General features: G+C 54.8%; 10 protein-coding genes and 1 pseudogene. 1 reads left to right on the forward strand and 10 read right to left on the reverse strand.

Going from position 1 to position 14,139, the window contains the following annotated elements:
• Positions 1-24 precede the first annotated feature (24 nt).
• From MYY08_RS07825 to serC, 10 genes and pseudogenes are all read right to left on the reverse strand, one after another.
• Positions 25-1,236 carry a winged helix-turn-helix domain-containing protein gene (locus MYY08_RS07825; RefSeq protein WP_038627030.1) on the reverse strand — a complete coding sequence of 404 codons (1,212 nt, stop codon included), beginning with the start codon at positions 1,234-1,236 and terminating at the stop codon, positions 25-27.
• A 58-nt stretch (positions 1,237-1,294) separates the two neighbouring features.
• Positions 1,295-2,269 carry a tetraacyldisaccharide 4'-kinase gene (gene lpxK, locus MYY08_RS07830; protein ID WP_190296689.1) on the reverse strand — a complete coding sequence of 325 codons (975 nt, stop codon included), beginning with the start codon at positions 2,267-2,269 and terminating at the stop codon, positions 1,295-1,297.
• Positions 2,266-4,014, reverse strand: coding sequence for a lipid A ABC transporter ATP-binding protein/permease MsbA (gene msbA / locus MYY08_RS07835; protein ID WP_288013878.1), 1,749 nt, complete (start codon positions 4,012-4,014; stop codon positions 2,266-2,268). Before msbA ends, lpxK begins: the two co-directional genes overlap by 4 nt.
• 35 nt (positions 4,015-4,049) lie before the next feature.
• Positions 4,050-5,921: pseudogene (locus MYY08_RS07840) on the reverse strand (DNA internalization-related competence protein ComEC/Rec2); the annotation flags it as partial.
• 21 nt (positions 5,922-5,942) lie between these two features.
• A complete protein-coding gene (locus MYY08_RS07845; protein WP_288013879.1) occupies positions 5,943-6,311 on the reverse strand; it encodes a hypothetical protein in 369 nt (122 codons plus the stop codon).
• 204 nt (positions 6,312-6,515) lie between these two features.
• Positions 6,516-6,800 (reverse strand): integration host factor subunit beta, encoded by a 285-nt coding sequence (ihfB, locus tag MYY08_RS07850; protein WP_038627039.1) that lies wholly within the window; start codon positions 6,798-6,800, stop codon positions 6,516-6,518.
• Between the two features lie 87 nt (positions 6,801-6,887).
• Entirely contained in the window at positions 6,888-8,561 is a 1,674-nt protein-coding gene (gene rpsA / locus MYY08_RS07855) for a 30S ribosomal protein S1 (protein ID WP_038627041.1), read from the reverse strand.
• 117 nt (positions 8,562-8,678) lie between these two features.
• The gene (cmk, locus tag MYY08_RS07860; protein ID WP_038627043.1) at positions 8,679-9,362 is read right to left on the reverse strand and encodes a (d)CMP kinase; all 684 of its coding nucleotides are present in this window, start codon (positions 9,360-9,362) and stop codon (positions 8,679-8,681) included.
• A gap of 215 nt (positions 9,363-9,577) precedes the next feature.
• The gene (aroA, locus tag MYY08_RS07865; RefSeq protein WP_038627045.1) at positions 9,578-10,864 is read right to left on the reverse strand and encodes a 3-phosphoshikimate 1-carboxyvinyltransferase; all 1,287 of its coding nucleotides are present in this window, start codon (positions 10,862-10,864) and stop codon (positions 9,578-9,580) included.
• Between the two features lie 81 nt (positions 10,865-10,945).
• Positions 10,946-12,031 (reverse strand): 3-phosphoserine/phosphohydroxythreonine transaminase, encoded by a 1,086-nt coding sequence (gene serC, locus MYY08_RS07870; RefSeq protein ID WP_038627047.1) that lies wholly within the window; start codon positions 12,029-12,031, stop codon positions 10,946-10,948.
• Positions 12,032-12,340: 309 nt separating this feature from the next.
• On the opposite strand from serC, the gene ycaO reads away from it, so the two are divergent.
• Positions 12,341-14,098: a 30S ribosomal protein S12 methylthiotransferase accessory factor YcaO gene (ycaO, locus tag MYY08_RS07875; RefSeq protein WP_038627049.1), complete on the forward strand. Its 1,758-nt coding sequence runs from the start codon at positions 12,341-12,343 to the stop codon at positions 14,096-14,098.
• Positions 14,099-14,139 lie beyond the last annotated feature (41 nt).

A 14,139-nucleotide genomic window follows, 5' to 3' on the forward strand; every position in this document is an offset into this window, starting at 1 on the left:
GTAGAAGGGGCGATAACCTCCCGCTTACGCTGGCGCCCAGCCCGCCCCCAGCGCCTGCCGGAGCCTGTCCGGCGCCTGTTCAAGTATAATCTGCTCTGCGCCCTGCCAGCGGGCAAAACGATCTATCGCACGCTGGAAATCCGCCACCAATCCCGCGCCGATTTTAACGTTATCTTCCAGCCACAAGTTTTTAATTTGCAGGCAGCGCTCCCGCCGCCGCATTTTCGCGTCCAGCCTCGCCTTTAATGCGCCGCGGTGCAGCAGCGGCAGCGTGAAATAGCCATACTGACGTTTTGGCGCGGGCGTATAACACTCCAGACGGTAGTTAAAATCGAAAAGCGCCTGCGCTCGCCGACGATCCCAAACCACGGGATCGAACGGCGACAAAATCGCCGTATGGCTGGCACGCAGCGGCTTTTCCAGATGCGCTACGCCGTCACGATGCAGCCACATCGCGCCTGTCTTCTCGACGATTGCTGGCAAGATAAAGCCCTCCTCCTGCCAGCGCGCTATCGTCTCTTTTAACGCGACGCGCTTCAGGCGGTAGTAATCGGGCAGCCATTCGGCGCGAAACAGTCCGAGACTGGCGGCGCTGTTACGCAGCATCTGCTCACGCGCTTCGGCCTCGCTGAGCATATCCCGGGCATCATCCCATTCGGGCATAACGCGCTGGCGTAAATCATAGATACGCTGGAAATTTTGCCGGGCGCTGACCATCAATTCGCCGGCGGTAAACAGATTTTCAAGGTGGCGTTTATGCGGTTTCCATGACCACCAGCCGGGCCGATGGCCGGGCGCGGTGGCGAAATCAGCAGAGCGCACCGGGCCGTTATCGGCAATATGCCGCAGCAGATCGGCGATCTCATCCGCGTGCTGCGCCATCCACGCCGTGCTGTATTTCCAGCCCATCTTTTCCGGTTGCAGCATACGGTGGCGCAGCAAGGGGTAATCTTCCGCTGGAATAAAACAGGCTTCATGCGCCCAGTACTCAAACAGGCTGCCGGAGGCCAGCGCCTGTTCCAGCCAGCTTGCGGGATACTCCCCCAGACGACTGAACAACACCAGATAAGGGCTACGCGCCACAACATGAATGGTATCGATCTGCAGCAGCGACATGCGTCGAATGACGCTCAGCAGATCGCTGTAGCGCGCTTTACGTTTGAGAGGGGTCAGCAAGCCCTGCGCCGCAAGATGCAGATTGCGGGCGTCCTGTAGGGAAAGAGAAACGGGTGCCATCAGCGGTTCCTTTCAGTCGGATAGCACCAGTTTAATCATTAATCGCAGAAGTTTTAAATCATCGGCGACCGAGCGCGGCGATTTTTTGCAGGAGGGGCTCGGCGGCGGACAGCTGCGCGTCTACCGGTAGATACCACCAGTTATCATGCGCAAAGGCGCGGCATTTTACCGCATCCTTTTCCGTCATCAGCAGCGCCTCTTTATTCGGCGTCAGCGCCAGCAGATCGGCTTCGTGATAAGCCTGATGATCGGCGAAGGGCACAGCGCGAACCACCGGCACGTCATGTTGACGCAGCGTGGCGAAAAAGCGCGGCGGATGCCCAATGCCTGCCATCGCCACCACCGAAGAAAGCGATGAAAGCGGAGCGCTGACGCCAGTTTTCAGGTTTATCGCTGCACCTGGCTGCAGGCGCATGGCGATTTCCCCTTCTCCGGCCTCCCCGCCATTCACAATCACCGCGTCAACCTGGCGCAGTCGTCCGGCGCGCTCCCGCATCGGTCCCGCCGGCAGCCACCAGCCGTTACCGAAGCGTCGCTCGCCATCTACCACTACGATTTCAATATCACGCGCCAGCGCATAATGTTGCAGACCGTCATCGGTAATAATCAGATCCAGCGGGTGCGCGGAGAGCAACGCCTGGACAGCCTCGCGGCGCACCGGCGATACCGCCACCGGCGCGCCGGTGCGCTGAGCAATCAGTACCGGCTCATCGCCAGCTTCGCGGGTCGTGGTGTCCGGCGTAAGCAGCAAAGGATAACGCTCTGCTTTGCCGCCGTAGCCGCGCGAAACAACGCCGACGCGCAGCCCTTGCTGCTGTAACCGTTCCACCAGCCAGATAACCACCGGCGTTTTACCGTTGCCGCCCGCTGTAAGATTTCCCACCACCACCACCGGCACCGGCGCGCGCCAGGCTTTACGCAGGCCGAGGCGGTAGCTAAGCCGGATCAGGGCGGTGATCACCCCATACAGCAGGCTAAGCGGCAGCAGCAGTAAATACAGCGGCGAACGTCCGCTCCAGATGCGCTCAATCATTGCCCAAACTGCATTTTATGCAGCTGAGCGTAAGCGCCCCGCTGGCCGATCAGCTCATCATGCGTGCCTCGCTCGATAATGCGGCCATCTTCCACCACCACGATTTCATCTGCTTTTTCGATAGTCGACAGACGATGCGCAATGACCAATGAGGTGCGGTTTTTTTGCAGTTCATCCAGCGCAGACTGAATCGCGCGTTCGGATTCGGTATCCAGTGCCGAGGTCGCCTCGTCCAGAATCAGAATCGGGCTGTCGCGCAGCAGCGCACGGGCGATCGCGATACGCTGACGCTGACCGCCGGAAAGCAGCACGCCGTTCTCGCCGATCACGGTATCCAGGCCGTTTTCCATCTTGCGGATGAAGTCCATCGCATGGGCCATTTCAGCGGCTTTTTCAATCTGCGCGCGGTCATAAACATCGTTGCGCGCGTAGGCGATATTGTTGGCGATGGTGTCGTTAAACAGATGCACGTTCTGAGAAACCAGCGCGACCTGATTGCGCAACGAGCGCAGGGTATACTCGCGCAAATCGTGGCCATCAATCAGAATTTCGCCTTGCTGAATATCATAAAAGCGCGTCAACAAACTGGCCATCGTCGATTTGCCGGAGCCGGAGCGCCCAACCAGCGCCACGGTTTTACCTGCCGGGATGGAAAGGTTGATATCGCGCAGCGCCGGAATATCGCGTCCAGGATAGGTGAAGGTCACATTACGGAACTCAATATCGCCCTTAGCGCGTTCAATGACACGCGTGCCGTTATCCACTTCCTGTTCGCTGTCGAGGATGGAAAACAGCGTTTGACAGGCGGCCATACCGCGCTGGAACTGGGCGTTAACGTTGGTTAAAGATTTCAGCGGACGCATCAGCGCGATCATCGAGGAAAAGACGACGGTGATGGTGCCGGCGGTCAGGGTATCCATTACGCTGGGGAAGCTGGCGGCATAAAGTACGAAAGCCAGCGCCAGAGAAGCGATTAACTGAATAATAGGATCGGAGATGGAAGAAGCGGAGACCAGCTTCATTCCCTGATGACGCATACGGTTGCTGACCTTGTCGAAGCGTTTCGCTTCTACATCCTGACCGCCGAAAATCAGTACCTCTTTGTGCCCTTTCAGCATCTGTTCCGCGCTGGTCGTCACCTGGCCCATCGTATTCTGCATGTTTTTACTGATGCTGCGGAAACGTTTAGAGACGGTACGAATCGCCATAGAGACAATCGGCGCCAGGACAATCAGGATTAGCGAAAGCTGCCAGCTATAGTAAAACATCATGATGAACAGGCCGATAATCGATGCTCCTTCACGCACTACGGTAACCAGCGCGCTGGAAGAAGAAGAGGCGACCTGTTCAGAATCGTAGGTAATGCGCGACAACAGCGTCCCGGTGGACTGCTGATCGAAAAAGGAGACCGGCATGCCCATCATATGGTTGAATAACCGGCGACGCATATTCATCACAACATTGCCAGATACCCAAGAGATACAGTAACTTGATGCATAGCTGGTCACTCCGCGAACCAGCATCAGGCCAATTACGGCCAGCGGCATCCATATTAATACCGACTTGTCGGCTTTCCCAAACCCCTCATCCAGTAAAGGTTTCAGCAATGACAGCATAAGGGTGTCGCCTGCCGCGTTGATGATCAGCGCTACGGCCGCCACAATTAATCCCGCCTTATGTGGTGCGATCATCGGCCAAAGGCGACGAAAAGTCTGCCATGTTGAGAGATCTTTATCTTGATGCATTATTTAACCAGCATTGTTTGAAATAGCCGCTTATTTTACCTGGATTCATCCTGTACGCCAAACCACTGATGATACCAGCGGGGCAATATTTGTTCTCTTAAGCCCTTGACTTGCCATCCGTCAGGATAAAACGCCACGCTGAGCTGACCGGAATGCGCGGTATCGCGCCATTGATAGCCATTCGCCCGGTAGCGCTTAATGACCTGCGCGGAAGGCAGACGCCAGGCGTTATAACGCGCTACGGACGCCAGCGCCACGCTGCCGCCGACATTACGCAGAAACGGGGCGCTGGAAGACGTTTTGCTGCCGTGATGCGGCACCTGAATCATCTCCGCCTTTAACGCGGCGCGGTCGAGACGCATAAGTTTCCTTTCAGCCTCCGCCTCAAGATCGCCTGTAAGCAGTACCCTTCGCTGCCCGTCATCAATGCGCAGCACGCAGGAGTCATTGTTGCCGCCGTTAGTGCCGACTGCTGGCGGCCACAGCGCCTCGAATGTTAACCCTTGCCATCGCCATCCTGTGCCGGCAATACAGGGCTGATGTCCCGGTTGCGTCAGCGCGCTGCGCACCACCGCCTCCGGCCAGGCCTGCTCTATATCTTTCAATCCGCCAATATGATCCAGATGCGCATGGCTGATAACAACCTTATCGACAATCAGTCCATGCCAGTCCAGCCAGGGCAGTACCGTTTGTCGGGCGGCGCTGCCGCCGGGCCAACGGTTGCCGGTATCGTAGAGTAGAGCGTGTCCGTTGCGCGAAACCACCAGAGCCAGGCCATGACCGATATCCAGCATATCAAGCCGCCATTCCGGCTCTTTACGGGTTATCTGCCACAGCAAGGGTAAACAACAGGCGACCAGCAGCGCCAGCGGCGTGCGCCGCCACCAGCCGAGGCGAAAAGCGATTAACAGTAGCCATACAACCACACTGGCCGTCATCGCCGTTTTCCCAAGCGGCAGCCATCCTTCAGGCAACTGCGTGAGCAGATAAAATACCAGCGCCAGAGAGCGATCCGCCAGCCACCAGAGCGGATAAGCCAGCCAGGCGGTCGGCATGATCAACGCAAACAGCAGCGCCGGCACGGTAACGAAAGTCACTATCGGAATCGCCAGCATGTTCGCTGGCAGGGACGTCAGGCTAACGCCATGAAAGATAAAGACCTGAATGGGCATAAGCAGCAGCAACATGCCTGCCTGAAGATGCGCCAGCTGCAAAAATATCCAGCGCCTGCGATAACGCCAACGCACAGGCAGAGGAAACCATTGGTACCAGAACAGCAGGATGGCGACGGCGATGATCGACAGCCAAAAGCTGTCAGACAGGATCGTTAGCGGATCGAAGAACAAAATACTGCCCACGCAAACCAGCCAGATTTGCCAGCTGCTGCAGTTAATGTGTTGCAAACGAACTATTGCCCATGCGCTTAGCGCTATCATCGCCCTTATTGCTGGTGGATGACTTCCTGAAAGCCAGCAGTAAAACGCAGCCACGCTCAGGCTAAACAGCAGCGGCAACGAATAGTTTATGCGCCACGCAGGGAGCAAAAACTGCAGCAGCCGTGCCGCTGCCCAGCCTAACGAGCCGGCGAGACTGATATGCATGCCGGAGATCGCCATTAAATGCGCGATGCCGGTGTCGCGCAGAATGTTGCGCGTTTCTGCGCTAAGATCCTGTCTGTCGCCAAAAAGTAAGGCGGTCATAACGCCATGCCAGGGGAGATGCTGATACTGCTTTTGGGCTTTATTAATCAGGCGATGTAGCCATGAGCAGTCGGCATTTACCGATTTTATCGCCAGCAGCGTGCCCTGCAACGGCATACTGTTGGCCAACGCGAAGCGCTGCGCATCGAATCCGCCTTCATTAAGACGCCCGTGCACGGGGCTTAATCGCAGCGTCATTTCCCAGCGCTGGCCGGCACACCATCTATTCTACACCTTGCCCATCGAGATGCTGGCATAAAGCGGCGGGAAAATCTGCTGCGCATTGTGCTGGCGAATTCTGACGATCAGTCTTTCCTTTTCCAGCAATACCTGACGAATCTCCGCCTCCACCTTTACCGTTCCCTGAGTAAGCCGGATAAGAGGGCTCAGCGCCTGCTGTGCCGCCAGTACACCCCAGACGAAAAACAATCCGTAGATACCGATAAAGCGCAAGCTCCGCATCGGCAATATCATCAGTCCCAGCGCCATGCCCAGCAGGAAAATTAACGTCGTCAGATTCGGTAAATGGGACAAAAAGAGTAAGGGAAGCGTGCCGATTGCCGCCATGAAAGCCAGTACGGACAGGGTGTATGGCATAGTCTCATCCTTATAAATCTGGGATGAGTATGCCGGGAGACGTCGCTAAGCGCAGGCAGGTTTATGGACTATCGGAAGCCGTAGCACAAAGTTATTTTATTTTTTACCTGCTTAAAAGTTTGCCTGCGAGACAGCGCGCATTCTCTGAATGACAGGCAAAAAAAAACGACACCATCGTGTCGTTTTCTATTTGTCGTCTTCTGCTTAACCGTAAATGTTCGCCCGATCGCGCAACTCTTTACCCGGTTTAAAATGCGGAACGTATTTACCTTCCAGTTCCACTTTATCGCCGGTTTTCGGATTGCGACCAACGCGCGGCGCACGGTAATGCAAAGAGAAGCTGCCGAACCCCCGGATTTCGATGCGTTCGCCCTGAGCCAACGTTGTGGCCATATGCTCAAGCATCTCTTTTACCGCATCCTCTACGGCTTTCGCCGGGATATGAGTTTGCTGGGCCGCAAGTCTTTCAATAAGTTCTGACTTGGTCATAAGTCCTCCGGTTAATCCCTGTTGGAATGGTCTGACAGCCTGCTCATGGAGCCGGGCGCCCACAGGCAACCCGGTTCCATAAGACGATTACTCGCCTTTAGCCGCTTTAAATGCTTCAGCCATAGCGTTAGAGAAGTTGCTTTCTTCCTGTTTATTGTTAACAGAAGCAATTGCATCTTTCTCGTCAGCTTCGTCTTTAGCACGTACAGACAGGCTTACAACGCGGTTTTTGCGATCAACGCCGGTGAATTTGGCTTCAACTTCGTCACCAACATTCAGTACCTGAGTAGCGTCTTCAACGCGGTCGCGTGAAGCTTCAGAAGCGCGCAGGTAGCCTTCAACGCCGTCTGCTAATTCAACTGTAGCACCTTTAGCGTCAACTGCAGTTACTTTACCAGTAACAATCGCACCTTTCTTGTTCAGAGAGATGTAGTTGTTGAACGGGTCTTCTGCCAGCTGCTTAACGCCCAGGGAGATACGCTCGCGCTCTGCATCAACCTGCAGAACGACTGCGGCGATTTCGTCACCCTTCTTGTACTCGCGAACCGCTTCTTCGCCAGTCGCGTTCCAGGAGATGTCAGACAGGTGAACCAGACCGTCGATGCCGCCTTCCAGGCCGATGAAGATACCGAAGTCAGTGATTGACTTGATTTTACCTTCAACACGGTCGCCCTTGTTATGGGTTTCCGCGAACTGCTGCCACGGGTTAGCTTTGCACTGTTTCAGGCCCAGGGAGATACGACGACGCTCTTCGTCGATGTCCAGAACCATCACTTCTACCACGTCGCCAACGTTAACAACTTTGGACGGGTGGATGTTTTTGTTGGTCCAGTCCATTTCAGACACGTGCACCAGACCTTCAACGCCTTCTTCGATTTCCACGAAGCAGCCGTAATCAGTCAGGTTGGTTACGCGACCGGTCAGCTTGGTGCCTTCCGGGTAACGTTTAGCGATAGCTACCCACGGATCTTCGCCCAGCTGTTTCAGGCCCAGAGACACACGGGTACGTTCGCGGTCGAACTTCAGCACTTTAACAGTGATTTCGTCGCCCACGTTGACGATTTCGCTCGGATGCTTAACGCGTTTCCATGCCATGTCAGTGATGTGCAGCAGGCCGTCAACGCCGCCGAGATCGACGAATGCGCCGTAGTCAGTGAGGTTCTTAACGATACCTTTGACTTCCATGCCTTCCTGCAGGTTTTCCAGCAGCTGATCGCGTTCTGCGCTGTTTTCAGATTCGATAACGGCACGACGAGATACAACAACGTTGTTGCGCTTCTGGTCCAGCTTGATTACTTTGAATTCAAGCTCTTTGCCTTCCAGGTGCAGCGTATCGCGCACCGGACGCACGTCAACCAGAGAGCCTGGCAGGAACGCACGAATACCGTTCAGCTCAACAGTGAAGCCGCCCTTGACTTTGCCGTTGATCACGCCAGTTACAGTTGCAGCTTCTTCGTAAGCTTTTTCCAGCATCAGCCATGCTTCGTGACGCTTCGCTTTCTCACGAGACAGCAGGGTTTCACCGAAGCCGTCTTCTACTGCATCCAGAGCAACGTCAACTTCGTCACCAACCTGGATTTCAATCTCGCCCTGGGCGTTCTTGAACTGCTCAGCCGGAATGGCAGACTCAGATTTCAGACCGGCGTCAACCAGTACGACATCTTTGTCGATAGCAACAACAACACCACGAACGATGGAACCCGGGCGGGTTTCGATTTCTTTCAGGGATTCTTCAAAGAGTTGAGCAAAAGATTCAGTCATATTTAATCTTTAGATAGGTAAATTTAACGTCCACCTGACTTCCTGCCGGATGGGGTTGTTTAACATGCCTGATGACTGTCCATAGCATCAGGTTATAGCATCTGTTCTGCCGCCGGCTTACGCTAATGCCAGCTTATCGCGGGCATAACTCAGCGCGGTGTCGATGACCTGTTCGATGCTCATGCTGGTTGAATCCAGCACTAAAGCATCTTCCGCTGGTACCAGCGGCGCAATAGCTCGGTTACGGTCGCGCTCGTCGCGCTCCTTTATCTCGGCTAAAAGGCGTTCAAAGTTAACACTAAAGCCCTTTTCCTGCAACTGCAGCATACGGCGGTGCGCCCGCTCTTCGGAGCTGGCGTCGAGAAAAATCTTTACCGGCGCATCGGGGAAAACCACGGTTCCCATATCTCTGCCGTCAGCAATCAGGCCTGGCGCGTCGCGAAACGCGCGCTGACGGCGCAGCAATGCTTCACGCACACGAGGAAATGCGGCAACCTTCGACGCCGTATTGCTGACATCCTGAGTGCGAATCTCACCGGTAACGTCTTCGCCTTCGAGAATGACCGCCATCTCGCCATCGGTAGAGATAAAGCGCACATCCAAATGCGCGGCGATAGGCACCAGCGCCTCTTCTGATTCGATATCTACCTGATGGTGTAAAGCCGCCAGCGCAAGTACGCGATAAATAGCGCCGGAGTCAAGCAGGTGCCACTGCAGCGCTTCGGCCATAGCCTTACACAGCGTGCCTTTACCGGCGCCGCTTGGTCCATCAATGGTAATTACCGGGGCTGTTGCCGTCATTTTATTCTCCTGTTGCTGCTGGTCGTTCTTATGACTACCTGCATTTACTGCCAGGTCGCGGCGTATTATACGCTGCAATCCTCCCGAACGTTATCTTTAAGCATAGACAGGCATTAAATATTCTTCTTTTTAAGAAGATCCTTTGCCGGCAAAAAATGGCGAAACGTGTTTGCCGTCACTCCTCAGGCGGAAGAGAACGGCAAAACTGCGGCTTCTCAGGCAGGCGTGCTGATGGCTGCCAGACGATCGAAGTAGTCAGGGAAGGTTTTGGCTGTGCATTTCGGATCGAGGATCGTGACGGCCGTATCCGACAACGCCACCAGTGAAAAACACATCGCCATACGGTGATCGTTATAGGTGCCTATCTCCGCGGAGCGAATGCATTCTGGCGGCGTAATGCGGATGAAATCATGCCCCTCTTCCACTTCTGCGCCTACCTTACGCAATTCTGTTGCCATCGCGGACAGACGATCGGTCTCTTTTACCCGCCAGTTATAGATATTGCGCAGCACCGTCGTGCCTTCCGCAAACAGCGCGGCGGTAGCGATAGTCATTGCCGCATCGGGGATATGATTCATATCCATATTCACCGCCTGCAGTCGATCGCGCGTACAAGCGATATAGTCGTCGCCCCACTCTATTTGCGCGCCCATTTTTTCCAATACGTCAGCGAAACGGATATCGCCTTGCACACTGTCGCGGCCGACGCCCGTTACGCGCACCGTCCCGCCTTTTATCGCCGCTGCGGCAAGAAAATAGGAGGCGGAAGAGGCGTCGCCTTCCACCAGATAGTCGCCTGGCGAAACATAGCTTTGCTGGCCGCGGATCGAAAAGCGTTGGTAGTTATGATTTTCTACCGATACGCCGAACCGCTGCATTAAATGCAATGTGATATCGATATAAGGTTTGGAGACGAGATCGCCTTTAATAACAATCTCGGTGTTCTGCGGCGCCAGCGGCGCAGCCATTAACAGCGCGGTTAAGAACTGGCTTGAGACGCTGCCGTCGACGCTGACCTCGCCGCCGGTGAAACCGCCGTGAATGCGTAGCGGCGGATAGTCGACCTGCTCAAGGTAATCGATACGCGCGCCGCCCTGACGCAGCGCATCGACTAAATGCCCAATCGGGCGCTCTTTCATGCGCGGCTCACCGGTGAGCACGATGTCGTTGTCCGCCAGACAGAGCGCGGCGGCCAGGGGACGCATTGCGGTGCCGGCATTGCCAAGAAAAAGCTCCAGCGCGCCCGCGGCCTTTAATGGGCCGCCGTTGCCGCTCACTTCACAAACGGTACGATCCGGCGAAAGCGTGTAGCCGATCCCCAACGCGCTAAGCGCATTAAGCATATGTTTAACGTCATCGCTGTCTAACAGGTTGGTCAGCCGCGTCGTTCCCTGAGCCAGCGCCGCCAGAAGCAAAGCACGGTTAGAAACGCTTTTCGAGCCGGGCAAATTAACCGTGCCGTCAACGCGAGCGATGGGTTGTAGGGTCAGGGATTCCTGCATGTGAAAACTTCTCTCCATAAAGCCAGAACAAGGGAACCTCGTATTGGAACGAGGTTCTCAGCAACACGTAAAACAGTCCGATCAGCCGTGACGACGTTCAAAGTCAGTCATAAAATCAGTCAACGCTTTAACACCCTCAAGCGGCATCGCATTATAGATAGAGGCACGCATCCCCCCGACAACGCGATGGCCTTTCAGCGCGTGCAGTCCGGCAGCAAACGACTCTTCCAGGAACAACGCGTCAAGGGAAGCGTCAGCCAGCTGGAAAGGCACATTCATGCGCGAACGGTTAGCGACAGCAACATCGTTGCGGTAAAAATCGCTGCGATCGATAGTGCCGTAAAGCAGATCCGCTTTAGCCTGATTAATTTTGTCGATTTCGCTAACGCCGCCGCGCTCTTTCAGCCATTTAAACACCAGACCAGACAGGTACCACGCAAAAGTAGGCGGGGTATTAAACATCGAATCGTTATCGGCCAGCGTTTTATAGTCCAGCACTGAAGGCAGCGCCTGTTGCGCCTTGCCCAACAAGTCTTCCCGCACAATAACCAGCGTCAGCCCTGCCGGGCCGACATTTTTTTGCGCACCGGCATAAATCACCCCGTAGCGGCTGACCTCGATAGGCCGAGAAAGGATGGTGGAGGAGAAGTCGGCGACCACGATTTTATCGCCGAAATCAGGCTGCTCGTCGATAGCCAGGCCGTCGATGGTCTCATTAGGGCAAAAATGGACGTAGGCGGCATCATCGCTGAGCGTCCATTCGCGCATCGGCAACAGGGCGCGTTTGCCGTCCTTCTGCACTTTCACGTCAATCACGTTCGGCGCGCAATATTTTTTCGCTTCCTGAATAGCGCTGTGCGCCCAGTATCCGCCATCGATATAGTCTGCCGTTTTCGCCGCGCCCAACAGATTCATCGGCACCGCTGCAAACTGCGCGCGCGCGCCGCCATGACAGAATAAAACTTTATAGTTATCGGGAATTTTCAGCAGATCGCGTAAATCTTTTTCTGCTTCCTCCGCAACCTGAATAAATTCCTTGCTACGATGGCTGATCTCCATCACTGAGGTGCCGAGTCCATTCCAGTTGCAAAGCTCTTGCTCTGCACGACGAAGCACTTCTACCGGCAACATTGCCGGACCGGAGCTGAAATTATAAACCTGCGTCATTTCCCGTCACCACTGTCAGATCTGTTGATTATGAATAGGCTATCGGTTTTATCACTGCCATCAGCCTGCTGCAAACATTTCTCTGGGCGAGATCACATTTTGCTCTACCCTGTCGCAACAGCTTGTACGGTGAAAGCAAAGCGGTACGATATTTTGTGAGGTTTCACGCATCGGGGAATCATTGAAACAGAAAGAAAGCGAGAGTTTTGGCAGCATAGGGGCCAGGAAATCTTAGTCCTTCAATAGCGTCCTGAAGGGAAAATCCGTATCATTGCGCGCTTTACGCTCAACCAACCTATAGTAGGCAACATGACTCAAACCTTTATTCCAGGCAAAGATGCCGCTCTGGAAGATTCCATCGCTCGCTTTCAGCAAAAATTACAGGATCTGGGCTTTAATATTGAAGAAGCGTCCTGGCTGAACCCGGTGCCTAACGTCTGGTCGGTGCATATTCGCGACCGCGATTGCCCGCTTTGTTTTACTAACGGTAAAGGCGCCAGCAAGAAAGCTGCGTTAGCCTCTGCGTTGGGCGAATATTTTGAACGTCTCTCGACCAACTATTTTTTTGCGGACTTCTGGTTGGGCGAGTCGATTGCCAACGGCGATTTTGTCCACTATCCCAATGAAAAATGGTTTCCGTTGCCGGAGAATGACACTCTGCCAGAAGGCATTCTCGACCCTGGTCTGCGCGCGTTTTACGACCCGGAAAACGAGCTGAGCGCCAGCGGACTTATCGATCTGCAGTCCGGCAATGCGGCGCGCGGCATTTGCGCGCTGCCCTTTACGCGTCAGTCTGACCAACAGACCGTTTATATTCCGATGAATATTATCGGCAACCTGTACGTCTCTAACGGCATGTCCGCAGGCAATACCCCGAATGAAGCGCGCGTGCAGGGGCTTTCAGAAGTTTTCGAGCGCTACGTAAAAAATCGCATCATCGCTGAAGCTATCAGCCTGCCTGCGATTCCGCAGGACGTTCTGGCGCGTTATCCAGGCGTGGTGGAAGCCATTGTGCGCCTTGAAGCGGAAGGTTTCCCGATTTTCGCTTTTGACGCTTCGCTGGGCGGGAAATACCCTGTGATTTGCGTGGTTCTGTTTAACCCGGCAAACGGCACCTGTTTCGCTTCGTTTGGCGCGCATCCTGATTTCGGCGTGGCGCTGGAGCGCACCGTTACTGAGCTGCTGCAGGGCCGCGGCCTGAAAGATTTAGACGTCTTCACGCCGCCGACCTTTGACGATGAAGAAGTTGCCGAACATGCCAACCTGGAAACGCACTTCATTGACTCCAGCGGCGCCATTTCATGGGATCTGTTTAAAGAACAGGCGGATTATCCGTTTGTCGACTGGCGCTTCGATGGCAGCACAGAAGAAGAGTTCGCGACGCTGATGGACATCTTCAAGGCGGAAGGCAAAGAGGTTTATATCGCGGATTACGAGCATCTGGATGTCTACGCCTGCCGTATTATCGTGCCCGGCATGTCCGATATCTATCCGGCGGAAGATCTGCTGCTGGCGAATAACAATATGGGAGCCGATCTGCGCGAAACGCTGTTGGCGCTGCCAGACAGCCAGTGGGATAAAGAGGATTATCTGGCCCTGATTGAGCAGCTGGATGAAGAAGGCCACGATGACTTTACGCGCGTGCGCGAACTGCTGGGCCTGGCGACCGGTAAAGATAATGGTTGGTACACTTTGCGCATCGGCGAGCTGAAAGCGATGCTGGCTCTGGCGGGCGGCGATCTGGATCAGGCGCTGATCTGGACCGAATGGACGATGGAATTCAACAGCTCGGTCTTTACCACCGAGCGTGCGAATTACTATCGCTGCCTGCAGACGCTATTGCTGCTGACGCAGGAGGAGGAACGTGATCCGCAGCAATACTACTCTGCGTTTGTACGCATGTACGGCGCTGACGCGGTTGAAGCGGCCTCGGCAGCGTTAAGCGGCGAAGCGCCTTTCTACGGCTTGCAGCCGGTTGATAATGAATTACAGGCCTTCCCTGCGCATCAGGCTCTGCTGGCCGCTTATGAAAAGCTTCAGCGCGCTAAACGTAATTACTGGAAATAAGTAAAAACGTTATTAAATTCTTTAAGCCAGCTATTTTATGT

The sequence above is a fragment of the Mixta sp. genome, from assembly GCF_024610815.1.
GTDB classification, from domain to species: domain Bacteria; phylum Pseudomonadota; class Gammaproteobacteria; order Enterobacterales; family Enterobacteriaceae; genus Mixta; species Mixta calida.

Excerpts from the sequence above, each read along its gene's own strand:
- serC (WP_038627047.1), bottom strand. The coding sequence starts at position 12,031 with ATGACGCAGGTTTATAATTTCAGCTCCGGTCCGGCAATGTTGCCGGTA.
- ihfB (WP_038627039.1), bottom strand. The coding sequence starts at position 6,800 with ATGACCAAGTCAGAACTTATTGAAAGACTTGCGGCCCAGCAAACTCAT.
- aroA (WP_038627045.1), bottom strand. The coding sequence starts at position 10,864 with ATGCAGGAATCCCTGACCCTACAACCCATCGCTCGCGTTGACGGCACG.
- lpxK (WP_190296689.1), bottom strand. The coding sequence starts at position 2,269 with ATGATTGAGCGCATCTGGAGCGGACGTTCGCCGCTGTATTTACTGCTG.
- rpsA (WP_038627041.1), bottom strand. The coding sequence starts at position 8,561 with ATGACTGAATCTTTTGCTCAACTCTTTGAAGAATCCCTGAAAGAAATC.
- MYY08_RS07845 (WP_288013879.1), bottom strand. The coding sequence starts at position 6,311 with ATGCCATACACCCTGTCCGTACTGGCTTTCATGGCGGCAATCGGCACG.
- MYY08_RS07825 (WP_038627030.1), bottom strand. The coding sequence starts at position 1,236 with ATGGCACCCGTTTCTCTTTCCCTACAGGACGCCCGCAATCTGCATCTT.
- cmk (WP_038627043.1), bottom strand. The coding sequence starts at position 9,362 with ATGACGGCAACAGCCCCGGTAATTACCATTGATGGACCAAGCGGCGCC.
- ycaO (WP_038627049.1), top strand. The coding sequence starts at position 12,341 with ATGACTCAAACCTTTATTCCAGGCAAAGATGCCGCTCTGGAAGATTCC.
- msbA (WP_288013878.1), bottom strand. The coding sequence starts at position 4,014 with ATGCATCAAGATAAAGATCTCTCAACATGGCAGACTTTTCGTCGCCTT.